Origin of the sequence: Nitratireductor sp. PBL-C9 (assembly GCF_050877045.1) — a bacterium.
GTDB classification, from domain to species: domain Bacteria; phylum Pseudomonadota; class Alphaproteobacteria; order Rhizobiales; family Rhizobiaceae; genus Nitratireductor; species Nitratireductor aquimarinus.
This window is the reverse complement of the sequence record NZ_JBPAXW010000007.1, coordinates 231,940-256,522: the sequence shown is the minus strand read 5'-3', so window position 1 is coordinate 256,522 and position 24,583 is coordinate 231,940. Positions and strand designations below refer to the sequence as shown.

Here is a 24,583-nt window from a genome sequence, read left to right as displayed (position 1 = left end):
CGCCATCATTGCCGCGCCTGAAACGCTGCCGAGAACGGTAGGGCACGCGTATCGATTTTTCGGGAACATGTCGGGAAACGGGCCTTTACGCCGCGTAAGGCCAAAAAAAAAGCAAGGCCAAAGGCCTTGCAAACTCAACGCGTCCGATCCTTTTGCCGTATCATCGTCGGCGGCTGCGTGTAACCGCGCCTGGACCGCATCCTCCCAAGACTTTGACCGCGTAATGAGGTTGAATTTGCGCTTCAACCTCTTGTTATGGGAGCGCACCATAGAGCAAGTTGAGACGAAATGTCACGAGGAAAATTGCGTTTGAAATGCATTGTTATCATTTCGCTGTCTTGAACATGTGAGCCTGCGACCCCAACGCGTGAGCGGTTGTGTCGGCGGCTTTTCAATTCATTATGAAATCGTTAAGACAGCGGCCTTGAGCCACTTCTCTCTTTGATTCCGAACAGGCTCCCCAGAGCCGCCTGAATGGATGCGTTTATGCGACTGTCGCGCTACTTCCTGCCTATCTTGAAAGAAACCCCTCGCGAGGCCGAGATCGTCTCGCACCGTCTGATGCTGCGTGCCGGCATGATCCGCCAGCAGGGTGCTGGCAGCTTTTCCTGGTTGCCGCTGGGCAAGCGCGTCCTCGACAAGGTGAACCAGATCATCCGTGAGGAGCAGAACCGCGCCGGTGCGCAGGAAATCCTCATGCCGACCATCCAGTCGGCCGATCTGTGGATGGAAAGCGGTCGCTACGACGATTACGGCAAGGAGATGCTGCGCATCACCGACCGGCATGAGCGCAAGATGCTCTATGGCCCCACCAATGAAGAGATGGTGACGGACATTTTCCGGTCCTATGTGAAGTCCTACAAGGATCTGCCCCTCAACCTCTACCACATCCAGTGGAAGTTCCGCGACGAGGTGCGTCCGCGCTTCGGCGTCATGCGCTCGCGCGAGTTCCTGATGAAGGACGCCTATTCCTTCGATCTGGATTACGAGGGGGCGAGGGCCGCCTATAACCGCATGTTCGTTGCCTATCTGCGCACCTTCGGGCGCATGGGCCTGCAGGCGATTCCGATGCGCGCCGACACCGGCCCCATCGGCGGTGATCTGAGCCACGAATTCATCATTCTCGCTTCCACCGGCGAGAGCGAGGTGTTCTGCCGCAAGGAGTTCCTTGAGCTTCAGGTGCCCGGCGCGGACGTCGACTTCGCAAACGATGCCGAAATCGCCGACATCGTCACCACCTGGACGACGCCTTATGCAGCCACCGACGAGATGCATGACGAGGCCGCCTGGGACGCGATTGCCGAGGACGAGAAAGTTTCTGCCCGTGGTATCGAGGTTGGCCATATTTTCCACTTCGGGACCAAGTATTCCGAGCCCATGAACGCGACCGTCACCGGTCCGGATGGCAAGGAGCACTGCGTTTCCATGGGGTCCTACGGCATTGGCCCGAGCCGCCTTCTTGCGGCGATCATCGAGGCGAGCCACGACGAGAACGGCATCATCTGGCCGGAGAGCGTCGCGCCGTTCGATGTCGGCCTGATCAACATGAAGGCGGGCGACGAGGCCTGCGACCGCGTCTGCGAGGAGCTCTATGAAAAGCTCCAGGCGGCTGGCAAGGACGTGCTCTACGACGATACCGACCAGCGCGCCGGCGGCAAGTTCGCCACCGCCGATCTGATCGGTCTGCCCTGGCAGGTGATCGTCGGACCGCGCGGCGTCGCCAGTGGCGAGGTGGAAATCAAGAACCGCGCCACCGGCGAGCGTGAATCGCTCACGCTTGAGGCCGTGGTGAACCGCCTGAGCCAGCAGGGCGCTGCATGACGCAGCAGCGCAATTCCGGTCCGGGCGTGCAGCCGCGCGCCCGCCAGCGTAAATGCCTTTGAGGTCAAGACATGAGTGAAGCCGCCACCAGCGAGGCAGCCGCACAGAGCGCGCCGGCAAAGCCGAAGGGGGCAGGACCGTTCTCCCGCTTCGAGCGCATGATTGCCTGGCGCTATCTGCGTTCGCGCCGCAAGGAGACCGTGATTTCGGTGATCGCGTCCATCTCCTTTGTCGGCATCATGCTGGGGGTGGCCACGCTGATCGTGGTCATGGCCGTCATGAACGGCTTCCGCGCCGAACTCCTGACCCGCATTCTGGGCGTCAACGGTCATCTGATCGTGCAGCCCGTCGACATGCCCATGACGGATTATGAGGCTGTCGCAAAGCGCATCGAGGGCGTGGAGGGCGTTCAGATCGCCCTGCCCATGGTGCAGGGGCAGGTGCTCGTTTCAGGCCGCAGCGGCGCTGGAACCGGCGCCGTGGTGCGCGGTGTGCGCGCAGACGACCTGTCGCGGCTTGATCTGGTGTCGAGCAATATCAAGGACGGCTCTCTGGTGGGCTTCGCCACGGGCGAAGGGCTCGCCATGGGCTCGCGCATGGCGGAAAATCTGGGCCTGACGGTGGGTGATTCCGTCACCCTTGTCGCGCCCGAGGGCGATGTCACACCCTTTGGCACGACCCCGCGCGTCAAGACCTATCCGATTGCCGCCACCTTCGAGGTGGGCATGTCGGAATATGACGCCTCGATCATCTATATGCCGCTGCAGGAAGCGCAGCTCTATTTCAACGCCGAGGGGCTGGTGCAGTCCATCGAGCTGTTCGTCGACGATCCCGACGCGGTTGCGACCATGCGCCCGCAGGTGGAGGAGGCCGCCCAGCGGCCCGTTCTCCTGTCCGACTGGCGGCAGCGCAACAGCACCTTCTTCTCCGCGCTCGAGGTGGAGCGCAACGTCATGTTCATGATCCTGACCATGATCGTTCTCGTCGCGGCGCTGAACATCATTTCCGGCCTCGTCATGCTGGTGAAGGACAAGGGGCACGACATTGCCATCCTGCGCACCATGGGCGCGACCAGTGGTTCCGTCATGCGCATCTTCCTGATGACGGGCGCAGCCATCGGCGTGGCCGGCACTGCTGCGGGTGTGGTTCTGGGCGTCGTCATCTGCTGGAACGTGGAATCGATCCGCCAGTTCTTCTCCTGGCTCTCCGGCACTACGATCTTCGATCCGGAACTCTATTTCCTGAGCCAGTTGCCGGCAAAGATGGAAGCCGGCGAGACGGTTTCCGTCATCGTCATGGCGCTCGCCCTGTCTTTCGTGGCAACGCTCTTCCCGGCCTGGCGCGCCTCGCGGCTCGATCCGGTCGAAGCACTGAGGTATGACTGATGGCCGCGCCTATTCTCGAACTCAAGGGCATTGAGCGCAGTTACAGCGAGGGTGAGGGCCGTCTCACCATTCTCAAGGATGCGGGCTTTACCCTGCGGCCGGGCGAGATGGTGGCGCTTGTCGCTCCCTCCGGCGCCGGCAAGTCCACGCTTCTTCATCTGGCGGGCCTTCTGGAAGCGCCGGATGCGGGCGAGGTGATTGTCGCCGGCCAGGCCTGCGGCCGTCTTTCCGACGATGCGCGCACCGCCATCCGCCGCAACGAGATCGGCTTTGTCTACCAGTTTCATCATCTCCTGCCGGAATTCACCGCTGAGGAGAATGTGATGATCCCGCAGATGGTGGCGGGCATGGACCCGGCCGAGGCCAAAACGCGCGCCAGCCAGTTGCTCGACTATCTGCGCGTCGGCCATCGCGGCAGCCACCGTCCGGCCGAGCTTTCGGGCGGCGAGCAGCAGCGCGTCGCCATTGCGCGCGCCGTCGCCAATGCGCCGCGCGTGCTTCTGGCGGATGAGCCGACCGGCAATCTGGATCCCAAGACGGCTGGCTATGTGTTCGATGCGCTTGAGGCGCTTGTGCGCCAGTCGGGACTGGCCGCGCTGATTGCCACCCACAATCACGAACTCGCCGCCCGCATGGACCGTGTGGTCACGCTGGAGGGCGGCAAGGTCACCGCCTGGAAGCGCTAGAGCAATTCCAGGAAAAGTGGGAACCGGTTTTCCGTCCGGAATTGCGTAAAACAATGAGTTGGGGGGATTTTCGCGATTCACGAAAAGCGGAAATGCTCCAGACGATCGATCTGAATATGGATGCGCCGCGATCTGACGGCGTTTCCCGAAATGACGAACAGGCTACAAACCGCGCTGCCCGTGCAGTGCGGTTTTCTTTTGCCCTTGAAGCGCCCAGGACCGCCCCTAAACGCCGCGCCTTCTCGCGGGCGCACCAGGTGCTACCCGGCTAAGCGATTAACGCCACGTCAACCTTAACGCCCGGGCGCTCCGTGTGAGCTGTTCTGCACGCTTGACGATGGAACATAAATAGAACATAAAGGGATTATAAAGTGATCAGGAGAGATAAATGACCGATCTTTTTCAGGATGTCGTCTCGCTCGTTGCAGTCAGCTCCTTCATCATGATGGCCGCCGTCTTCATCGGCGCGATCTGATATCCCTTTGCGGATGCGCGCTGAGCGCACCGCCGTGTTCGCCGATTCCTGCCATCGTGGCAGTTGCGTTCGGCCCAAATGAAAAGAGGCGGGAAGGCCCGCCTCTCTGATAGGCTTCCCGTCAGAAAATGCCTCATGGCTTCCCGGCGGTGACGCGCCTTTCCCGGAACTTCCGGGCTCAATCCCCCATCGCAACGCCTTCGCGGCGCGGGTCGGCTCCGCCTTCCAGCCCCTGTGGCGTGATGGTGATGCCGTGCAGGCCCGAGTTCAGGTCGCCGATGGATGTCTTGAAGCCAAGCGCATCGAGGTCAGCCTTGAATTCCTCGGCTGGCGTTCCCGCTTCGAGCGTATAGGTGCCGAACCGGTTCGTCAGATGCGGCAGGTCGATCGCCTGTTGCATGTTCATCTTCCAGTCCACCAGCGCGATGATCGTGTTGGTCACATAGGGAATGATGTTGCTGCCGCCGGGCGAGCCCAGCGCATAAAGCGGCTTGCCGTCCTGAAGCACGATGGTCGGCGACATGGACGAGCGCGGCCGCTTGCCGGGCTGCACACGGTTGGCCACGGCCTCGCCATCGGCTTCCGGTCTGAACGAGAAATCGGTGAGCTGGTTGTTGAGAATGAAGCCGGCCGCCATCTGGCGCGAACCGAAGGCGCTCTCTACCGAGGTCGTCATGGAGGCGATATTGCCATCCTTGTCGACGATCACGAAATGCGAGGTCGAGGGCTGTTCGAAGCTCATCCCGTCAATGCGCAGCTCCGCCTTGTCCCATGGCGGGTCGCCGGCCTTCACGTCATCTGCGCCAAGCGCCGTCGGGCGGCGAAGCAGCGCGGCGCGGTCTTTTAGATAATTCGGATCGAGCAGGCCCTTCGGCATCTTCACGAAGTCGCTGTCCGCCATGTAGCGGCCGCGGTCGGCGAAGGCGAGGCGCGTTGCATCGCCGATGATGCGCCAGGTCTCCGGATCGTCCGGGCCGAGCGTTTCCAGATCGAACTCCGACACCATGCCGAGTATCTGCCCGACGGTCAGCGCGCCGGAGGAGGGCGGTCCCATGCCGCAGACGTCGAGCCCGCGATAGGGCGCGCACACGGCCTCGCGCTCCTTCACCTCATAGGCGGCCAGATCCTCGAGCGAGAGCAGGCCGGGATTGCCGTCATGCGCCTTCACCGCAGCGATGATCTTTTCGGCGATTTTGCCCTTGTAGAAGCCGTCCGCGCCCTCCTTGCCGATGGTCTTCAGCGTCTCCGCATAGTCCGGGTTCTTGAGAACCGAGCCGACAGCCAGCGCATTGCCGTCCTTGTCATAGAAATAAGCGCGGGCAGTCGCCTGCGTGTCGAGCCGGCCCTTGTCACCCTCGATCAGCGTGTGAAGCCTTGGCGAGACGGTGAAACCCTCTGAAGCAAGCCGGATTGCCGGCTGGAGCAGCGCATCCCATTCGAGCTTGCCCGCGCGGGTGTGGATGGTTTCCATCAGGCGCACCACGCCCGGCGCTCCAACCGAGCGTCCACCCACCACGGCGTCAAAGAAGGGAAGCGGCTCGCCCTTGTCGTCCAGAAAGAGCTCCGGGGTTGCGGCCGCAGGCGCGGTTTCGCGCCCGTCAAAGGTCGTCACCTTTCCGCTGGCCGCATCGTACCAGACCAGAAACGCACCGCCGCCAATGCCGGAGGATTGCGGTTCCACGAGGCCGAGCACGGTCTGCACCGCCACCAGCGCGTCAGCGGCAGTGCCGCCTTTGCGCAGCGCGTCGAGACCCGCCTGCGCGGCCAGTGGATTGGCCGCCGCGACCATCTGTTCCTTCGCGTGAACGGTTTTCTTTTCGCTAAGCCCGCTGGCTATCTCAGGGGCCTGGGCATCGGCCGCCTGTTTGGTTGTCTGCTGGGCCATCGCACTGCCTGCGGCAAGTCCGGCGGTGAGCCCGGCGGTGAGCGATGACAAAAGGGCAACGGCCCCGAAGGCATGTGATAATCGCATCTTGGCGCTCCTCCATGAGAGCGCCATGGGCCCGGCCAGCCGGAGCCCTGAGTGAAAACGCTCTCGATCCCTCAACGGCCGTTTGCGCGGGCGCACAAGCCCGGCAGACGAACCAGTTGCTTTGACCGGTGAACGCTAGAGCATTTTTCCGTGCGGTGGAAATGGCCCAGATAGCAAAACACGCAGACCAAACGCATCCCGACCAAGGCGCGCGCGCTGCAAGTGCTCAGTCGGTGGATTTCTCGGCCGGACCGAACACGTCCTCGAAAGCGGCTTTCAACGCCAGGTCCACATCGTCCATGGTCACCGGCAGGCCGAGGTCGACCAGGCTGGTGACGCCATAGCCGCTGATGCCGCAGGGCACGATGCCGCCGAAATGCGCCAGTTCCGGCTCAACGTTGATCGAGATGCCGTGAAAGCTCACCCAGCGCCTCAGGCGGATGCCTATGGCGGCGATCTTGTCTTCTGCGGGCAGGCCGCCGGGCAGGGGCGGCTTGTCGGGGCGCGCGACCCACACGCCAACCCGGTCCTCGCGCCGCTCGCCGGTCACGTTGAAGCGCGTCAGCGCGCCGATGATCCAGGCTTCCAGCGCGGCGATGAAGGCGCGGATGTCTTCGCGGCGCGTCTTCAGATCAAGCATCACATAGACCACACGCTGGCCGGGGCCATGATAGGTGTATTCGCCGCCGCGCCCGGTCTTGTAGACGGGGAAGCGATGGGCCTCGAGCAGGTCTTCGCTGTTGGCACTGGTGCCGGCGGTGTAGAGCGGCGGGTGCTCGACCAGCCAGACAAGCTCTCTGGCCTTGCCGTCACGAATCAGCCCGGCGCGCTCTTCCATGAAGGAAACGGCGGTTTCGTAGTCGGTGAGACCCGGTTCGATTCGCCATTCCACCGGCGGGGCATCCTCGCGCGGCAGGAATACGGTGTCGATCTGGCCGCGTTCGCTCATTTTCTCATCCCATCAGGTACTGAAATCACCCGTTTCATATGGCGATAATGGGCGCTCGGGTCCAGTCTCGGCTTGAAGATGTGCATGAGCATCTTTTTTTGCGTCTTTTTCGAGAAGTCGCTTGTCTCCCGAAAACCGATTTGCTACATGCCCGTTGCCGGTGACGAACCGGCCTCCAGCTACGTGCGGTCGTGGCGGAATTGGTAGACGCGCAGCGTTGAGGTCGCTGTGGGGCAACCCGTGGAAGTTCGAGTCTTCTCGACCGCACCAAGCTCTCTTCCGAGAAAGCTGTTCCTCCCGGTCATCTTCGGAATGTATCGCGCACAAAGCCGCGCTCCCCTCAAATCTCCTCTGAGAATGAGAAGTCTTAAGAGCAAATCGCTCGGCTTTCTGGCGTTCAGTGCCGAAACCCTGACGCCTTCTGATTTCTTCTTCGAATCTTCCAGATCATACCCCGGCGCCTTGCCATTCGATCCGCGCAGTCGACCATCGCGATGAAAGCACGCACGTTGCGTCGCGGCCGTCATCGGTGCTGCGTCATTGATGTGGATGAAGGGCAGGGCTGCAGCATTGTTGCCACAAAAAAAGCCCCGCCAACGTTCTCAGCTAGCGGGGCTTCTCCGGCTTGTGGCTCCCGTGATCAGAAGCGGATGCTGAGCATGCCGTTGATCTCATGCTGCCGTGCATTCTCGGCAATCTGGCCACGGTAGGAGAGGCCAAGCGTGGATTTTGGAGTAAGGTCGACGTCGACCCCGGCCTCGATCAGCGCCGCATTGCGCGCGATTGGCACGCCGGCAATGAGGAAATCCGAACTGCCCGCAAAAGAGTGAACCGATGTGGGCTTGGTATCCCCGAACGCCATCTGCCAGCCAAGCGTCGCTTTTGCCTCCGCCTTCATCGTATCGAGCTGGAATGCATGCTCCATGCGCGCACCGATCGTCGCGTATCCCGTGTCCATCGGCTGACCTTTCACTGTCAGCGCGGCCGCGCCGCCCAGTTCGCTGAAACCGTCCGAGCGCTGGTGCACATAGGCCAGATTGACGAAGGGCTCCAGGCGCGCAGCCTGAAGGTCAGACCGGTAGCTCATCTCGCCGAATGCCTGGAAAGTGCTGGCGTCGTAACGGGCGCTCAGACCGTCGGTGAAAGCGCCTGCGTGCACGTTCCTTGCCGTGTCGATGCCGTGCCAGCTATAGCCGGCGCCCGTCCGGATGCCGAGCCTTCCCAGTTCCGTTCCGGCATAAAGCCCCAGATGGTAGTCCTTGCTCTCGGCCGAGGACGCAATCTTCGCGACATCGAGCTTCGATTGTCCGTAGCCGCCCAGCAGGCCGAAGCGCCAGTTGCCGGCCAGCGCGTCAGCGCCGACGAACAAGCCGCCGGACGACAGGTCCATGGCTGCCGCATTGCCGTCGCTGTCGAAGCCGGCCCATGCGCCATAGGCCTCGCTCCAGAAGGCGAGCCCATGCGAAAGCTCCTGTGAAGTGTTGCCGGATGCGGCGAAGGCGGCGCGAATGCGGTCATTCGCAGCGTTGCGCAGGAAGGCGCTTCCTCTGTTCAGCGCGCCCTGGAATGAGGGGTGCACCTCGCCCGAAAGTGAAGCGAGGCTTGCGCGCACCACGTCCTCGTCGGTCATGGTGGCGAAGGCCTGCCAGATGGGTGTGGTCATGGAAAGCGTGTCTGCGCTCGAACCCGTCTGCCGCTGGTTCGGTGTGCGGCCAATATCGGCGAATGACGTGTCATTGCGTGTGAGTTCCAGCGAGATGTCATTGCCATCTCCGCCGGCGTAATCGACCGTTTCGTCAAGAAACAGAAGATTGTTGGTGACGCTGGCGAACGTGCCGGCCACCGCGCCTGCGCCCTGATTGTCGAGAATGATGTAGGGGCCGTTGAGGATCGGCCAGTCCGCCGCGGTGAGCGGCGTTCCTGTCAACGCAAGCGTTGCGCCGGAAATGTCCACCGTGCCCTGCACGATCACCTTGTCCGCTGCTGTCGGAGTCACCTCAATGGCCAGCATCCCGTGATTGACATAGTTGCCGGCAATGGTCTGTACACCGATGGAGTTGCCGGGCGCATGCGTTCCGCCAGAGTTGATCGCCACCGTCGATCCAGCCGAACCAACGGTGCCCGTTCCACCGAGCTGGCTGTCCGGACCAAGCATGATCGAGCCGCCGAGCGCACCGCCTGCAGCGGTGCCGACGATCAGCGTTCCGTTGGAGAACGACGTCGATCCGGTGAAGCCCGAGCTGTCGCCGGTCAGCGTCACTGTGCCGGACCCGCTGATGCTGAAACTGCCCGTGCCTGACAGAGCGCCGGCATAGCCAGCCGACTCGCTCTGCGCAAAAGCCAGCGATGCGCCGCTCGCAATATCGACGTCTCCTGCAAAGCGGCTGGCATCCGTCACCAGCCCGCCAGTCTCGACAGACCAGCCGAGCGTGGAAGCGCCGGACAGCGTCAGAACACCCGCGCCACGCTTGATCATCGCGCCCTCTGTGCCGTTCAGGCTGCCGATGTTCCCCGAAAAGCTTGCATCGCCTGCCTGGTCGAACACCACGGTCGCGCCGTTGCCGATATCGCCGGAGATCGAGCCCGCGTTTCCGACCAGCGTTCCGGCCTCGACCAGCGTGTCGCGGTAGCCATTGGTTCCACCCAAAACCAGAGTGCCGTCGCCCTTTTTGAGAAGGTCGCCTGTACCGGTGATGCCCTGCGTCAGGCTGAACGTGTTGTCTGCATCCGCGATGTCGAAACCGCCGCCATCACCGCCAATCAGGATGTCGCGCGCGGTTCCGGTGTAGCCCGTGCCCGTCACTTTCAGCACGCCGCCGTCAAACCTCAGCCCGCCCGGGGCAGCGCCAAGGTTCTGGTCGGACGCCACCGAAAGGACACCGCCCAGAAGATCGACACCACCCGAATGGGTGTTGGCGCCACTCAGAACCAGCGTGCCGCCCCCGGCCTTGCGAACAACCTTGCCCGCTCCGTCCTCAATGATCGAAGCAACCGTCGTCGTCACACCACCATCGATGTTGAATGTGCCGCCACCGGCAGCGCCGATGGAGAGCGCATCGCCCTGGATGCGGTAGTCATCCGTGGAGAACTGCAACGTATCGAAAACCTGCGCCCCCTGGACGGTGACCGTCCCGGCTGAGCCGGCAAAAACGCCGACTGAACCGCCCCAGCCGGCATTGGCGCTGCCCGTGGCATCGGTCCAGTCGGTCGCGAAGGATTGCCAGACGCCGCTGCCGCCATTCCAGAACTGCATGGTCTGCTCGGAGTTCAGAACCGACAGATTGACCTGACCGGGAATGTCGTAACGGATGTCGGGATTGTTTGGGTTGGCCGGTTTGAAACCACCTGTACCCGTCACCGTTCCATCGGCGAAAGCGCCCGATTGCGCGCCACCATACTCGAACAGGCGATAATAGCCTGCCGCAGCCACGCGGGCATCCAGAGTTCCGTTAAGCGCAAGAGCGCCATTTACCCTGACCAGGTCATTGCCTGCGCCGCCGGCAACGCCCGGACTGTTGAGCTCGAACACCGAAGTCGAGCCTGCATTGAGGGTCAGATCGTTGTTGAAGGTCAGGGTGCCGGGGCTGTTGCCGGCTGCCAGCGTACCGTCAATGGTGACGGCTCCATTCAACGTGCCCGAGCCGCCCAGCGCCCCATTCATCCCGACATTGACGACACCGCCGAGCGTGCCATTGCCGGCGGCGTCACCGATCAGCAGCGTGCCGCCGGAGACTGTCGTTGTGCCCGTGAAGGCAGAAGAATCGCCGGTCAGCATGGTCGTGCCGGCAGCATGGTTCACGGTGTGCGTGCCCGCACCAGAGCTTTCCAGTGCGGCAGAAAAGGTGGTTGCACCGGTATGCTTGAAGTTGAGCGTCCCGCTGCCATCCCCGAAAATGATGTCATCCGTCTGCAGAGTGCCGGCGGCCTCCGCCTGACTGCCCAAAGCAGCGCCGACATTGATGACACCGTCAGCAGACAGATCAGAACCCAGGTAAACCACACCTGGTCCACTTCCACCTGATCCAGTGTTGGCCGAAACAGTGCCGCCGTCGGCAATGGACAGCGTGCCTTTGCTGTTTTCGCCAACAATGAGACTGCCGCTGTTTATCCATGTGGCGTTCTCTCCGGAAACGCTGACGGTACCCTCAGTATTAGGGATGTTGCCGATAAATCCCTGCGCGCTCTCGACAGACCCGCCGTCGGCAATGGTCAGCTGGCCTGAATTCATATTCAGGTCGGTGTTCTTCCAAATTGCGCCAGTTCCTTTCACGGTGACCGTGCCTTCAGCGCCGGGAACGCCCCCGATTCTGACGCGTGTGCTGTCGACGGCCCCTCCGTCCTCAATGATCAGCGTGCCTTTGCCGTTGTCGCCAACAATGAGACTGCCGCTGTTCTTCCATGTGGAGCCCGGTCCCGATACGCTGACAGTGCCCTCAGAGCCAGAAGCGAAGCCGATATAGCCAGTTGCGTTGTCGACCCAACCGCCATCCTTGATGGTCAGCCTGCCCTTGTCCGAGTTGCCAACAAAAAGGTCGCCGTTCACGGGCCACGTTTGCTGTGGGTTCTGCGAGGGAAAGGGAGAAACATCGTTCTCTATAGCGTCTACCTCGACTGACTGTGCATTGGCTGGCTGCGGCGTTGTGCATAGGAAAATTGCCAGTGCGGTTGTGCTTAATAGGTGCGTCTTTATCTTTAAAGTTGTAAATATTCGCATGTACAATTTCCCCCAAGAGTGCAAATATTCAATATAGAATTGGATTGCATAATCTGTTTGATTTTTAAAGAATCAATCTATTAATTGCTATTATTAAGAACTAATATCCCTTGATGAGGGTTGAATTTTCACCGGGAAAGGCTTGGTCCACGTTTAATCAGCTTCATGTGACATGGTGATGTAGTGCCCGCTGTTGCGCGGGCTGCGCCTGAATGTATCGAGCCGGCGTATGTGCGAAGCGCTTGAGCGGCCTTTTGCTCAGCTGGGATCTGTCGATTAGCCGACCATACGTTCCGTGACGGCGGCTTGATGACCATTGCCATTCTTCATCGCTGGGCTGGAACTGCATTTATGGGAGACTTCCCCAGCCTCGGGACATATGTCGCGAGAGGAGAAGCCGGGCTGGCATTTGTTCGCGGCTTCGATGCTCGGCTGGCCAGGTTCATGGCTTCCACAGCCGACGGCTGGTCAGTCATCTGGACTGTCACGTTTCGACTTGACTGGGGTGTCCCGGGATTGGGCTGGTAGCGCGCGGCAAGGGGTGCCAGCGATGGGTCGGATGGTTGTCTGGACGAACTCTCGAACTTCAGTTCGTCTAGATTCCAGCGAGGATGTAAATCGAGAGTGCGGCTGGAATCAGCCCGATGAGAATACGGGCGCCCCAATTGGCTGCAACGTCACCATAAAACTTCATGAAGAGCGAAATGACGCCGAGAGCGACGACGCCGCCGATGGTTGCGTAGGACCGCCACGTCGCCTGATCAAGCTCCACTGTGGATGACTTCACCATCTCGCCGTTCACGCCGTTCGCGAATTCAGTGACAGTGATATCGTCGAGGAGATGGACAAACAGCGCGACCTGAAGAAGCGCGAAAACGACGGCGCCCGTCGTCCCGGATGCGAACCTGCCCAGCGCGGGAGCAAAGGGCATGTCCCCAAACGAAGGCACGTCCTTGAGAAAGAAGCGGCGGCGGTCATTGATCGGCTCCACGAGCGAATTCCTCAATTCATCAGCTGGCCATGGTGAAGATAGACGGCCATCCAGCCAGCGTGAAGTCTGGTTGCGCCCAGCGGGCCAAGACGCCCTCGATGGCGTTCTGACCATTTTAGACAGGGCCGATGGAGGGGACGTGGCCTGCTACCTTCAATGTGTCATTCACAGGCTGGCCCCGCTCATGTTGTGCTGCAATATGGACCCGCTTGCAAACTCGGTCGGCGTGATGCTGTCGAGGTTTGCGTGTGGCCGGTCCAGGTTGTAGTCATTCTTCATTATTCGACGGTCTCGCAGGCATGGCGATGGCTGCGGAACAGTGGCAACCTGATTTTGAGTGAGGCGCAGGGCGGATTGATTTCTGCATCATCCCGCCACAACGCGATCCGTATGGGAGAGGGCGAATGAATTACGCTGACCAGTCCTTGATGATGTTGACGATTGTTTTTGCCGAGCTCCCATCGCCATACTCTGCGATGTCTGTCCTGGGGGCGTAAGAGCCTTCGCTCCAGAGACGGTTCCAGCCGGAGGTCACTGTTTCTATCCATTCGGTTTCGCTTCGCAGCGTGACACAGGGTACGCCATGAAAATAGGCTTCCTTCTGCAGGCCGCCTGAATCGGTGAAGATCAGGGCTGCGTTCTTTGCCAGCTTGATCATGTCGATATAGCCCAGCGGCTCGACAACGCGAATCCCGTCCCGTTCCACCGAGATGTTGAAGCGTTCCGCAGCGTGTCTGGTTCTCGGGTGAAGCGGGATAACCACTTCCTTTCCGTCGGAGTGCTGAACCATGTAGCGCAGCGCCTTCTCGATTGCTTCTGGCGAGGCAGTATTGTCCGCGCGGTGCAGGGTGGCGGCGCAGTAGCCGGATGGACTCAGGTCTAGTTCCTCAAGCAGCTTTGACTGCTCCTCGGCGATCGGTGTGAGCGTCAATGTGGCATCGAACATCAGGTCTCCAACCTGATGGACTCCTTTTGTGATCCCCTCACGGGCCAGATTTTCGACAGATGTCGAAGTGGGGCAAAAGAGCAGTGCGCTGACGTGATCGACCATGACGCGATTGATCTCTTCCGGCATCTTACGATTGAACGATCGCAAGCCGGCCTCGACATGGATCACCGGAATGTTGAGTTTTGCAGCAGCCAGGCCGCCAGCGAGTGTGGAATTGGTGTCGCCATACACAAGAACAGCATCGGGTGCCTGTTCGGTCAGTATGGTCTCGATCGCTGCCAGCATCTCTCCGGTCATCTTGCCATGAGAGCCACCACTGATGCCGAGATTATACGCAGGTCTGGGCAATGCGAGATCAGAGAAAAACACATCTGACATATTGGCATCGTAATGCTGTCCGGTGTGGATCGAGATTTCCTCGATGCCAGCTGTATTCGCGATCTCCAGAGACAGAGGGGCTGCTTTCACGAACTGCGGTCTGGCGCCAATGATGGTCGCGATGCGAAGATTGGACAAGGAAATACTCCAGGTTGTAATCTGGCCGGTGCGATTCTTACATAATGTGATGAATACCGACTTGGCCGGACAGTCTCTTAATTGTAGGTACGCTGCGACTCTTGAAGTGTGAGGGACGGAATGCTGCGCTCAAACCCACATGTGGTTTCTATGGTGTATAATCGGATTGCCGGCGACAGCCGTGTGATCAAGACTGCTCAATCGGCTCTGAATGCTGGGTATAGGGCAACAATTGTTGGTGTGACAAGCAGCAGAAGTGTAGAAAAATCCGAGGTTGAAGGGGTGCCCGTCGTGTTTATCCCTAACCCCTCTGGCTATTTGAGTAAGCTGGGGCTGTGGGGTGATGAGCACAGTGATGATCTGCGCCTTCTTCTGGGGCTGTATAATCGTCGCGCGCTGCCACACATCTTGGAACTGGAGCCAGATCTTATTCATTCGCACGACATGATCGGATTGAAGATCGGCGTAGCCACAAAAATGGCGCTTCTAGCGAGTGGGCACGACATTCCCTGGGTTCATGATCTGCACGAGTTGGTGGCCGGGCTGGAGGGGTTTGCGCGTTCAGAAAACTACAAGCCAGTCTGCCTTGGGTGGGAGCGCGAGTATCTGGATGCTCCAGACCGATTAACGACTGTTAGCGATCTGCTCGCAGAGAAACTTGAGCGCAGATACGGCCTCAGGGAGCAACCGCAAATCACCTATAATGTGCCTGTGGCCGGCGCGTTTTCCGAGGGCGGTCCGGATGTCAGAACTGCCCTTGGTCTTGCGCCGGATGTCCCTTTGGCGGTGTTTGTGGGGGGGGGCACACCTCTCCGTGGGTGCGATGTCATCGTTGATGCCTGCGCTCGTATCGAAGGCCTTCATCTGGTTTTCGTCAGCCAGGGCAAGTACGTCGATGAAATGAAGCAGAGGGCAAAGAACCTGGGGTTCGCAGATCGCTTCCACACGCATCCTTTCGTTGCGAGCGACCAGGTCACTTCATTCATCCGCACTGCGGATTTCGGAATTCACGGCCTTGTGCACTATGGAAACGCCGAGGTCGCGTTACCCAACAAAATGTTTGAATACCTGCATGCGAACCTGCCCATGGTTCTTAGCGATGTCGCGAGCATGAAGTCATTCATGGAGACACATCGTGTCGGAGCCACTTTCGAGGCCGGCAATGTCGAATCCTGCGAAAGTGCGATTAGAGATGTCCTTGCAAATCGTGTGGAGCTGCGCTCAAGGATCGCGCCTGAGTTGAAGAGTGCCTTCAGCTGGGAGCAGCAGGAGAAAAAGATCCAGAAGATTTATGCAGAGCTTCTTGAGGGGGATCGAACTTCGGTCAAGAAGGAGCGCAGGGCGGAAGCCGCGCGCTGGGAGGCAGGTGAAAGCACTGCATTCGAGAGCATCTTTGCATCCCGTCTGGCAGAAGTGACGCGAAGGTCTCAGATCAAGCAGGAGGCCGAAACACGGACAATTCTAGCACGGCTCTCTGCGCTCGATTCATTGCCTGCGGCCAAGCTGAAGCCAAAGTCAAAGTTTGGCAGATTTATGGAGATTGCCGAGCAAGACGGGCTTCTTGAAGCGGTAAAAAGGGGGGCTGCCCGCGCTTTCGGTTAGTGTGGATCAGTCACCGCACCGTCTGCCAGAGATCAGGAATATCTTCGCCCCGGATGGGAGGGGAAATTCCTCGATCTCGATACTCGTGAAGAGCGGTGAGTAACGGTCAACAACCTCGCCTGCTTCAGTGAAGTAGCGTACATGGCCAAAAGCGTGGAAGCTTGGTACCGAACACAGGCAATATACGTTTGAGCGTATTCGCTTCAGCAGTTCAATATCTTCATCGATATGTTCAAGAACCTCCGTGCAAATGACCGTATCATAGGTGCTGAAGCTCAGCGCGTCGGAGGTAAGCGCGTTGCCATAGTAAAATTTGTAAGGGAGGCTGAGTGAGTTTGCTTGGTCTATGGCGACCTTGCTGAAGTCCAGCCCTTCATAGTCGCCGTTCCAGTTCTCGTTCAGGAACGTTGCGAATTGACCTGGCCCGCAACCGATGTCCAATATGTGGGTAGTCCTTGCTGCTTGCAGAAGTTGAAGAATACGAGACCACATCGCCGCATAGGGGGTCTCGCCAGCAGCTTGGCGGTAGGCCTCAGATTGTCGATAGACTTCGTCATAGTAGTCAGCCGAAGCTTCGGCAGAGGCCACTCTTGAACCGGACCATTTGTCGAGTTCTTTCGCTGCGGCCACCCATCCTGAATGTGTTGGCTCAATGGCCGTTGCGCAGCGATAAGCTTCAACAGCGGCTTGCCTGTTGCCCAACCGAATATGTGCGTGAGCCAAGCGTACGTACCACCAAGCTGGTGAAGTGGCGCCTTTAAGGTCTATTGCTTGTGAAAAAAGGGATGCAGCCAACTCATCATTCTGTGCCGCTTCAGCTTCCTTGGCCTGTTTGATGACTTCACTAGGACTCAATTTCTTGGCTGTTCGCTCTTCCACCGTGATGGCCATCCTCTGGCTTGATAACTACAATTTCCCTGTCCTTAGCATATCACTTTGGTCAGAAGGAGACATCCAAGTGGCCAAGCGACACTGACTTAAAGGTCAGTGCAACAAAATGGTTGCATCTGTGATCTGGACGATTGCCTTGCCTCGGTTGATTGAGTCTAGAACCTTTTGCGGCCCTTCGAACTCAAGGCCTTCTCCCTGGAACTTTTCATTGTTGGCAAGCCATGCCATTGCGATCTCCGATATCCGGCCATCCAGTTCATCGTTCTGGTACGCAGATGTCTCGGCGAGATAGCGAAGAGCAACGATATGTTGCATGTGGTAGAAGTTCTTCCCGTTCGCTTTTGAGAAGTTGGTTGGGTATCCGCAAATCAGCTCTTTGTCGTCCAGTGAGATTTGGGCAACTTCACGCCCGTCAATCTCGCCGGACACAATGGTCTGCCACTCTCCTGATGCATCGGGGGATGCTCGGGATGGTGAATAGCCTCCGTCACGGATCATCACAGAGAACGCAGCGTCTGAAGTCAGGTAAGTGTCGAAAAGCGAACTGCATGTCAGCGACATGGTAATCTTGCCATTGTCAGCGTTGACTGCATTGACCCTTACGTCAAAGCCGGAATAACGATTCTCGAGATCGAGAACAGGCTCGATTTCATAGCTTTTCAGCCTGGCATCTTTGGGTTTGTAGACCGCTGTGAATTCCTGCCCGGCTTCTTCCGGTGTGACAACGAGTCGGTGAGGGGATGTATCTGAGTAGCGCGTTATGAAGCGCTCGTGATCGTACCAGGCGTCGTGATTGTCCGCGAAGAACTCCAGGTTCTGTTCGACATAGCTGGCGACCTGCGCATCGTTCATCAAGATTGCGTAATCATTGAGATGGAGCAGTGAATGGAGCCATCCATTCAGGATGATCTCCGGGTTGGAGCGAAAGAGCGGAAGCTCCAACTGGGCTACGCCCAGATCAACCCCGCCTTGGTCATGTGGGAAAAAGAGGGCATCTCGAACCTTGCCTAGCATTTCGGCAGTTTCGTCCGACTGCAGCTCTTGGTGAAGGCGCAGGAAACCCGCGAGTACTTCGCTCTGGCTGATCGCGCTGTAGACAAGATCAGGCCCACGCATTCGGTTCAGGGGGTAATGGTTCGGATAATAGAATGCCAAGCCCCCATTGGGGAGTTCAATGCCGACCTTGCTGACAAGTTCTTTCCAGTTCTGTTGGAAGACCTTGTCGTCAGCGGAGTTGAACACGTACCGGCCGAACACGATCGGGTGAAAGACGTATTTTTTGTCGTCTTCAAGTTGCCAGTATTGCGCGAATGGAACGCCCTCGACGAGGATCGTCTTTTGTCCATTCCCGTACATCTCGAAGTCGAAGCCGCGCTCGCCTAGATCGAATACCTTGCTTGCAAAAAGTATTTGCTCCGTCGTGGGCTGGAATGGCGCTAAAGGTTCGCAATGTACGGTATCATTCACTGCTCCGCACACTTCCGTGGCGGACAAGTTTGAGGGCAACAATGTAGCAGCCAGAAAAAGCAAATGTTTCATCGGTGATCTTGAACCTGTGTCGGCGAGGAAGCATGCAAATTGAATGCTTTAGCAGCAGCCTTCAATGAAACATAGCAGAGAATTGAAGAGGGCGTGGCGGAGAGCGTCAACCGGGGAGGTTGTCATTTCAACTCAAACTGAAGACGTGAAGGGGGAGTGTCTGCCCCCACGGTCTTAGAGACCCTCTGGCACTGTCATGCATTGGAGTGCGACTGAGGGCGTGTTGCCAGCTGATGCTCCTCTCGCCTAGTGGAGCGGCCCGTAATCCGGGTCTACCGACCCCCGCAGTCCACCATCACGATGTCAGCACGCGTGCTTCCGTCGCGGCGGTGAGAAATGCCTGCATTGCCGCATCGCCGGTCGCTCTGCCATCCATGGCCCGCTGGCAGACGATCAGCGCTTCCCGGTGCGCTTCGCTGCCCGGTTGCCGCCAGTGGCCGTCCAGCAGTTCCAGAGCCTGTCTGGCGCTCGAAATGTATCGAATATCGCCCGTGATGCATTCTGCAATCGGTACGGGTTTGGAAAACCATCCTTCATTCATTGTCGGCTCTCCCAGCCTGTTGAGGCGGAGATTTTACCACATGGAGAAGGGAACACGCGCCTGCATCACCGAGATGTGAAGTGGGCGAAAAGTCAGGTGGAAGGCCCATGTTCATCGCCGCAGGCGTTTGTAAAAGCACTGCGCTTTTAAGGTTTTAGGCAAGAACCTGGAAATACTGGATGATCCAGAGGACCTGGATTGCCAGCGCTGCCGTCACGAAACTGAGGTGGAAGCGGCGGCTTTTGACGAAGATGGCCACGATGGAGAGGGTGATCATCACCGCCTGCCGCAGGGGATATTCAGGCCCGAGGTTTTTGAAATGCTCAACGCCCTTGGCCAGCGTGTCGATGATGTCCACCGCATAAAGCGCAGCCAAAAGCGCAAAAAACCACGTCTGCCGCGAATGGAAGTAGTCGGCGAACCCCGAATACTCCTTCATGTCGTCGGGAAAAAGCAGCGCGCAGATGAAGAAGAACAGCGCGGCATACATGATGACGAAGATGTAGTGCTCGAAGGTCCAGTGCGAGATGTAGATCAGGCTGAACTGAAACCACCAGAAGTGCACGACGGCCAGAAACAGGAACAGAACCCAGCCGATATGCACCGAATAGATGCGGATCTTGCCCGGATGCTGAACGAAATGGGCCAGGCCGTTGAGGAGCCGCGCGAGGCTCAACCCCATCACAACACCCAGCACAACGCGAATATGGATGAGCTGATCGGTGTTGGGGATCGACTGCTCCATTGCGCGCGCCTGCTCCTTCCATCAGCCGAATCGTCAGGCCGGATTGCTTTAACTCATAAGCATTGCACTATCGGTGAAACGATTTGGCAAGCCGCGCGCCGGATTCCGGCCGGGGCAGGGCGCATCGAGAGCACATCAAGGGAGCATCAACGACGTATGGAAGGGGGCGCGCCGCAGGCGGCGGTCAGCCGGAAACGGGCGCCCTTTAGAGGTCGATGCTCCTCGCGTCACCCTGCGGCCTCGGCCTTCTCTATCGAGATGACCTGCTTCGGATCAGCAAAGTCAGCACCATTGTTGTGCACGATCTCGATGATCTTCAGATACACGTCCTGCTGGACGTCCAGCCACTCCGCCCAGTTGGTGGTCTTGGTGAAGCAGTAGACCATGATGTTCAGCGAATACTCGCCAAACTCGTTGAAGTAGATGAGCAGGTCCTGTTTCAGGTCGATGCTCGGATTCCCCCGCAACATCGCCCGTATGTCCGTGATGATGGCATTGATCTTCGCCGCATCCTCGTAGCGCACATTGATGGACGTGCTGATCCGCCGGTTACGCATCTGGCCGGGATTCTCGACGCTGATCGATGAGAAGAGCGAATTGGGCACGTAAAGCGGGCGGTTGTCGAACGTCGTTATGCGGGTCATGCGCCAGCCGATCTCCTCGACGGAGCCCTCGATCTGGCGGTCGGGCGAGCGGATCCAGTCGCCCAGGTTGAACGGGCGGTCGAAATAAAGCATCACGCCCGAGAAGACATTGCTCAGAACATCCTTGCCGGCAATGCCGATGGCGATGCCGCCAAATCCGCCAAAGGCGAGCAGGCCGGACAGGCTCAGCCCCAGATGCTCGCCAAAGAGCAGGACGAGCGACAGGACAATCGCCATTTTGAGAACGCGTGCAACACTGGTCGCCGACGTTCGGTCGCTGCCTTTCTGTACCTGGGCATAGGTCAGTCGGTTGATGAGGTGAAACATCTCCTCAATCACGGCCAGGCCGATCGCCACATAGGTCAAATCGTCAATAAAATCAGGCTGTATCAGTGTCACCTTGTAGTGCACCAGCAACTGATCGATGACCGTGTTAACGGTCAGCAACAGGCCTGTGACCGACAGCAGGTAGATCGCATGGACGACGATGCTGTGCGACCATTTTCCATTCCTGCGCATGCCATAGAGGCAGCCGAGCACAACGGCCGAAAAGGCCACGATCAGACCCAGATCGATCCAGTAGAATGTCATGCGATCACCTCGCTGTTGTCCGCAATGTGCAGGCAATGGGCGCCGCATGCAGATAAGATCGTCATATTGCCCGTGAACACGGCCCGGCGCGCAGAACGCGCCGGCTCAGGTGAGTCAGGCGCTTTCCAGAAATCACGCATCTGCCCTGCCGTCCATCGGGATTCTTGAAGCGGGGCCGCAGTTGCCGGCCCCGTTTCCTGTCTCGCCCGCATATGATCGCTTTCTTGGCGAGGCTGCAGGCCGGGTGGCCCGTCAGGGGCAGAACACCGCATTGGTGAAGGCCTGCCAGCCATCACTGTTGGTGACCTCGGCGCGCACATAGAGGTCGTCGGTCTTGCAGCTATACTCGGGTGAATAGCTGTCATCCATGGCGAGAACCTCGCCATCGCGGCCGATGAAGCGTGTGCGGTAGCTGGTCGGGTTGAAGTCGCCTTCCTTCAGGTAAAAGCCATGCCAGCCAATGTCGCTGGAGGCCGGGTCCAGCGTGATGGAGAGCCTGCCTTCGCCCATCTGAAGGTCCGTGAAGGTCACGCCTGTGGAGGCATAGAAATGCCCCTTGTCGAGTGCGGCCCGAATGGCGTCGTCGCTCAATTCATTCGCGAACACATACATCCAGACCCGGTCGGCAAGGGCCTGCTTGCGGGGATTGTGATGGTTCGGGGCGCTTTGCTGCGGGAAGTGGTGGCTGTCATCCGTCCCCCAGCCGAAAATCTGGCGGCCGGTGGACAGAACCTCGTCCCAGATCTCGAAGGTCGAGGCGTGCCCGTTTCCGCCAAAGTCGTTCATGCCCGGTTCGCCATTGCGGATTTCGACATGGCGGCTGGCCATCGGGTCGGTTTCAAGAATGTCCTTGGCGGTGATGCTGTAAAACATGTTGGGGTGCGAGATGACGGGAATGCCGCCCGCGGCGCGGCCGGTTTCGGCCTGCGCCTTCAGCACCGCCGCCGTGCTCCACGACGTGTCGCAGGGAACCTCCAGCTGGTCGTCGCTCGGCAGGCCAACGACAATCGTGTCGATCACCCCATAGGGCGGTTCGCCCACGGGTTCGCAGTTGAGTTCGTTGCCGGCCATTACAAGCGTGCGTCCCGGGCGGTCCCAGTAAGGTTTCACGCCTTCGAAGACGGGAGTGGTGTAGTTCAGGTCGGTGAAGGAAACGATGTTGTAGTCCCGGCTGAAATAGTAATTGAGCGGGACATCCGGCGGCGTGGTGGGGATGAGGTCGGGCAGGCCCCAATTTGCGTGAATATGAAACTGCGCCTTGAACCATGAGCCATCCTCTGGGAAGGCTTCAAGAAACTTGTTTGGATCTGTTTTTTCTTGCGCGAGGGATAGCGCGCTCCCGCCAGCCAATAATGCGGCGGAGAGAATCGTAAATCCGAATAGTTTTTTCACGTTGAATTGCCCCGGTATATTCAATTTCTAGTTTTTATATGGCGTTTCATTTTCAGATTGAGCGAAACGCCAAATGAATTGCTAGCATCCGATCCAAAAGATCATCAACGGGGTTGATATAATTGTCCCGGTATAAATGCTTGATGACAGAAGGATTGGTCACCCGGTTGCGCACTGGATTGGAGCCGGGCGAGGGGCGGGCGATCTTGTTTCTGTTGGTGGGGGCTGAGGCGGAGGCTCAGCCGTGCGGCGAAAGCCGGCTCGCCGGGTGCCGGTTGGCTGCCCGGTCATCGATATGGCGGCCATCAATGTATCTGCGGCTGATCGCGCGTGACAGCAGCTCCACCGTCGCGGTCGAAACGACGATAACGGAGATGGCCAGCGCCAGCGCATTCATGATTTCGGTCAGGGTATCCATGGTCTTCGACCTTGCAGGGCAACAATGACGATAAGTCGTTGTCCGGCAAAGCGATGCATCACGAATTCTTCCGCCCATTAAGAAACCGGCAGGGCGCAGGGCCCTGCCGGTTTCAATTGTCTGGCCCTGTGCGCTCACCGCTATTTCGCGACGGCGCGCACAATGGCTATGAGAATACATGCGCCGATGAAACCGGCGATCAGGTTGCCGAGCCAGCCGGCAAACGAAATTCCCACCACGCCCAGAAGCGCGTTTGCGACAGCCGCGCCGACGATGCCCAGAACGATGTTCATGAGAAGGCCGGTGTTGGTGTCCATGAACTGTTTTGCCAGCCACCCGGCAATGCCGCCGATGATGATGGCGGCGATCCAGCCAATGCCCTGCATCAGAATCACTCCTTGAAAAGAAAGGCGGCAAATGATCGACCGGTTTCGCCCTCCGTTTCAAGCCGACCGGCGAAAGAATGTTTCAAAATAGAGGTGTGAAGCCGGTATTGATCTGCTTCACAGGTCGCGCAGCAGGGCTCCGTAGCCTTCGATCCGGTCTTCGATGCCGGCCAGTCTGAGGCAGTTCCACATCATTGCCTGGTTGCTCACGACCACCGGCTTGCCGATCTTCTGTTCCAGCGCGTCGACGATCTCCAGCGAACGCAAAGCGCTGCAGCTGATCAGCACGGCATCGGCGTCGGCCGTGTCGATCGACGCGCCGAATTCGAGAAGGAATTCCGGCGTCACCCGCACCATCTCGCTGTCATAGTCCAGATTGAGCCCCGCATAGGCGGTGATGTCGAAGCCCGCGTCATGCAGATAGCGGACGACGTTCTCCGTCAGTTCTTCCGCATAGGGCGTGGCAACGGCCAGTTTCCGGACATTCAGCGCCTCAAGCGCCCTGTGGACGCTGCCCATGAGCGAGGTTGCGCGCGCATTGGGTGCGCCCCGGTTCAATTCTTCACGCACCCGCGCTTCGCCGACGGCGACCGTTCCCGATGTGCAGGCGAGGCACACCACATCCAGCGCATCGTCGGGAAGGATGCGCCCGGCCGTCTCCGCGAGGCTGTCGGCGAGCTGCGCGAGTGAGCCGGTGGAGATTTCATGCGGCATGCGGGCGCGCGAGAAATAGGTGCTGACACCGGGCGGGGCCATGCGCACCATGTCTTCCTCGACCAGCTGGTCATTGGGCACGAGCACGAAACCGAGCTTGGCGCGGGCATTGCGCCCGTCATCGAAGCGGACTGGCCCCGGCGCCTCCCGTTTGCGGTCTTTTGGCAATGGGGTTTTGGGCCGCGGGGTTTTTGGCCCTGGGGTTTTGGGCTGCGGGGTCTGCAGCATTGCGGTCATCTTGGCTGTGCTCGTCTGTGCGTGTGTGCGATGCGCCAATCATCGTCTCTCGCCCGGCGCGATGCAATCGAGCGCTTGCCAATTCCCGAAATTCTTCACGCGGGTCTACTGGTTCTTCCGTCCGGCAACGAAGTCGCCGCGCCAGGCCGCGCGCCGCATTTTGGCGAGCGTGGTGATGTCGAGGCCGTCGGTCTTTATGGATGCGATGGCGATTTCCATCATGGCCAGATGGACCTGCTGGCTGCTCCAGCCGCGCTCCCGTGCCGAAACCAGCACCTGCCTTAACGCCGGCTCAATGGCGTCACGACATGTCTGCGCCTCGCTCACGAAATCTGCGGGCACACAGTTTTCATATGCAAACGACATGCTTTCCCCCCGGGAAGCGTGAAAACGGACTTGTTTTTGTTTGGCATGCTGAATTTTGG

At 59.1% G+C, this 24,583-nt stretch carries 19 protein-coding genes and 1 tRNA gene; 5 read left to right on the top strand and 15 right to left on the bottom strand.

What is annotated here, in order from left to right:
- The first annotated feature begins 486 nt into the window (after positions 1–486).
- The 3 genes from proS (at position 487) to ACRTG1_RS16300 (ending at position 3,892) form a co-directional block, all read left to right on the top strand.
- Positions 487–1,821, top strand: a complete 1,335-nt coding sequence (proS, locus tag ACRTG1_RS16310; protein ID WP_206545484.1) for a proline--tRNA ligase — start codon at positions 487–489, stop codon at positions 1,819–1,821.
- Positions 1,822–1,892: 71 nt separating this feature from the next.
- The gene (locus ACRTG1_RS16305; RefSeq protein WP_206549089.1) at positions 1,893–3,206 is read left to right on the top strand and encodes a lipoprotein-releasing ABC transporter permease subunit; all 1,314 of its coding nucleotides are present in this window, start codon (positions 1,893–1,895) and stop codon (positions 3,204–3,206) included.
- Positions 3,206–3,892, top strand: coding sequence for an ABC transporter ATP-binding protein (locus tag ACRTG1_RS16300; protein WP_113154967.1), 687 nt, complete (start codon positions 3,206–3,208; stop codon positions 3,890–3,892). The genes ACRTG1_RS16305 and ACRTG1_RS16300 overlap by 1 nt, the downstream gene beginning before the upstream one ends.
- Positions 3,893–4,545: 653 nt before the next feature.
- Here ACRTG1_RS16300 and ggt read toward each other — a convergent pair.
- Complete coding sequence (gene ggt / locus ACRTG1_RS16295) at positions 4,546–6,339, bottom strand: gamma-glutamyltransferase (RefSeq protein ID WP_432516585.1); 1,794 nt, start codon at positions 6,337–6,339, stop codon at positions 4,546–4,548.
- Positions 6,340–6,565: 226 nt separating this feature from the next.
- Positions 6,566–7,288 carry a lipoyl(octanoyl) transferase LipB gene (gene lipB / locus ACRTG1_RS16290; RefSeq protein WP_113154969.1) on the bottom strand — a complete coding sequence of 241 codons (723 nt, stop codon included), beginning with the start codon at positions 7,286–7,288 and terminating at the stop codon, positions 6,566–6,568.
- 185 nt (positions 7,289–7,473) lie between these two features.
- On the opposite strand from lipB, the gene ACRTG1_RS16285 reads away from it, so the two are divergent.
- Positions 7,474–7,558, top strand: a tRNA-Leu gene (locus ACRTG1_RS16285).
- A 370-nt stretch (positions 7,559–7,928) separates the two neighbouring features.
- Here the strand turns inward: ACRTG1_RS16285 and ACRTG1_RS16280 are convergent.
- From ACRTG1_RS16280 to wecB, 3 genes are all read right to left on the bottom strand, one after another.
- A complete protein-coding gene (locus tag ACRTG1_RS16280; protein ID WP_432516584.1) occupies positions 7,929–11,831 on the bottom strand; it encodes an autotransporter domain-containing protein in 3,903 nt (1,300 codons plus the stop codon).
- A gap of 766 nt (positions 11,832–12,597) precedes the next feature.
- Positions 12,598–12,993 carry a hypothetical protein gene (locus ACRTG1_RS16275; protein ID WP_432516583.1) on the bottom strand — a complete coding sequence of 132 codons (396 nt, stop codon included), beginning with the start codon at positions 12,991–12,993 and terminating at the stop codon, positions 12,598–12,600.
- Positions 12,994–13,402: 409 nt separating this feature from the next.
- Entirely contained in the window at positions 13,403–14,458 is a 1,056-nt protein-coding gene (wecB, locus tag ACRTG1_RS16270) for a non-hydrolyzing UDP-N-acetylglucosamine 2-epimerase (RefSeq protein ID WP_432516582.1), read from the bottom strand.
- A 120-nt stretch (positions 14,459–14,578) separates the two neighbouring features.
- Between wecB and ACRTG1_RS16265 the strand changes: the two genes are divergently transcribed.
- Entirely contained in the window at positions 14,579–16,060 is a 1,482-nt protein-coding gene (locus tag ACRTG1_RS16265) for a glycosyltransferase (protein ID WP_432516581.1), read from the top strand.
- A 6-nt stretch (positions 16,061–16,066) separates the two neighbouring features.
- Here the strand turns inward: ACRTG1_RS16265 and ACRTG1_RS16260 are convergent, their stop codons facing one another.
- From ACRTG1_RS16260 to ACRTG1_RS16215, 10 genes are all read right to left on the bottom strand, one after another.
- Positions 16,067–16,951, bottom strand: coding sequence for a methyltransferase domain-containing protein (locus ACRTG1_RS16260; protein WP_432516580.1), 885 nt, complete (start codon positions 16,949–16,951; stop codon positions 16,067–16,069).
- A 93-nt stretch (positions 16,952–17,044) separates the two neighbouring features.
- Positions 17,045–18,490 (bottom strand): hypothetical protein, encoded by a 1,446-nt coding sequence (locus ACRTG1_RS16255; RefSeq protein WP_432516579.1) that lies wholly within the window; start codon positions 18,488–18,490, stop codon positions 17,045–17,047.
- A 295-nt stretch (positions 18,491–18,785) separates the two neighbouring features.
- Complete coding sequence (locus tag ACRTG1_RS16250; RefSeq protein WP_113154976.1) at positions 18,786–19,031, bottom strand: DUF982 domain-containing protein; 246 nt, start codon at positions 19,029–19,031, stop codon at positions 18,786–18,788.
- Between the two features lie 154 nt (positions 19,032–19,185).
- Positions 19,186–19,776, bottom strand: a complete 591-nt coding sequence (locus ACRTG1_RS16245) for a hypothetical protein (protein WP_113154977.1) — start codon at positions 19,774–19,776, stop codon at positions 19,186–19,188.
- 227 nt (positions 19,777–20,003) lie between these two features.
- Positions 20,004–21,011: a mechanosensitive ion channel family protein gene (locus ACRTG1_RS16240; RefSeq protein WP_113154978.1), complete on the bottom strand. Its 1,008-nt coding sequence runs from the start codon at positions 21,009–21,011 to the stop codon at positions 20,004–20,006.
- A gap of 252 nt (positions 21,012–21,263) precedes the next feature.
- A complete protein-coding gene (locus ACRTG1_RS16235; RefSeq protein ID WP_432516578.1) occupies positions 21,264–22,403 on the bottom strand; it encodes a hypothetical protein in 1,140 nt (379 codons plus the stop codon).
- 238 nt (positions 22,404–22,641) lie between these two features.
- Positions 22,642–22,821, bottom strand: a complete 180-nt coding sequence (locus tag ACRTG1_RS16230) for a hypothetical protein (protein ID WP_206547706.1) — start codon at positions 22,819–22,821, stop codon at positions 22,642–22,644.
- A 140-nt stretch (positions 22,822–22,961) separates the two neighbouring features.
- Positions 22,962–23,207: a GlsB/YeaQ/YmgE family stress response membrane protein gene (locus ACRTG1_RS16225; protein WP_113156265.1), complete on the bottom strand. Its 246-nt coding sequence runs from the start codon at positions 23,205–23,207 to the stop codon at positions 22,962–22,964.
- Between the two features lie 117 nt (positions 23,208–23,324).
- Positions 23,325–24,089: a maleate cis-trans isomerase family protein gene (locus ACRTG1_RS16220; RefSeq protein WP_432516577.1), complete on the bottom strand. Its 765-nt coding sequence runs from the start codon at positions 24,087–24,089 to the stop codon at positions 23,325–23,327.
- A 174-nt stretch (positions 24,090–24,263) separates the two neighbouring features.
- Complete coding sequence (locus ACRTG1_RS16215) at positions 24,264–24,524, bottom strand: hypothetical protein (RefSeq protein ID WP_432516576.1); 261 nt, start codon at positions 24,522–24,524, stop codon at positions 24,264–24,266.
- Positions 24,525–24,583: the final 59 nt, after the last annotated feature.

Excerpts from the sequence above, each read along its gene's own strand:
- proS (WP_206545484.1), top strand. The coding sequence starts at position 487 with ATGCGACTGTCGCGCTACTTCCTGCCTATCTTGAAAGAAACCCCTCGC.
- ACRTG1_RS16305 (WP_206549089.1), top strand. The coding sequence starts at position 1,893 with ATGAGTGAAGCCGCCACCAGCGAGGCAGCCGCACAGAGCGCGCCGGCA.
- ACRTG1_RS16300 (WP_113154967.1), top strand. The coding sequence starts at position 3,206 with ATGGCCGCGCCTATTCTCGAACTCAAGGGCATTGAGCGCAGTTACAGC.
- ggt (WP_432516585.1), bottom strand. The coding sequence starts at position 6,339 with ATGCGATTATCACATGCCTTCGGGGCCGTTGCCCTTTTGTCATCGCTC.
- lipB (WP_113154969.1), bottom strand. The coding sequence starts at position 7,288 with ATGAGCGAACGCGGCCAGATCGACACCGTATTCCTGCCGCGCGAGGAT.
- ACRTG1_RS16265 (WP_432516581.1), top strand. The coding sequence starts at position 14,579 with ATGCTGCGCTCAAACCCACATGTGGTTTCTATGGTGTATAATCGGATT.
- ACRTG1_RS16260 (WP_432516580.1), bottom strand. The coding sequence starts at position 16,951 with ATGGCCATCACGGTGGAAGAGCGAACAGCCAAGAAATTGAGTCCTAGT.
- ACRTG1_RS16255 (WP_432516579.1), bottom strand. The coding sequence starts at position 18,490 with ATGAAACATTTGCTTTTTCTGGCTGCTACATTGTTGCCCTCAAACTTG.
- ACRTG1_RS16250 (WP_113154976.1), bottom strand. The coding sequence starts at position 19,031 with ATGAATGAAGGATGGTTTTCCAAACCCGTACCGATTGCAGAATGCATC.
- ACRTG1_RS16245 (WP_113154977.1), bottom strand. The coding sequence starts at position 19,776 with ATGGAGCAGTCGATCCCCAACACCGATCAGCTCATCCATATTCGCGTT.
- ACRTG1_RS16240 (WP_113154978.1), bottom strand. The coding sequence starts at position 21,011 with ATGACATTCTACTGGATCGATCTGGGTCTGATCGTGGCCTTTTCGGCC.
- ACRTG1_RS16230 (WP_206547706.1), bottom strand. The coding sequence starts at position 22,821 with ATGGATACCCTGACCGAAATCATGAATGCGCTGGCGCTGGCCATCTCC.
- ACRTG1_RS16225 (WP_113156265.1), bottom strand. The coding sequence starts at position 23,207 with ATGCAGGGCATTGGCTGGATCGCCGCCATCATCATCGGCGGCATTGCC.
- ACRTG1_RS16215 (WP_432516576.1), bottom strand. The coding sequence starts at position 24,524 with ATGTCGTTTGCATATGAAAACTGTGTGCCCGCAGATTTCGTGAGCGAG.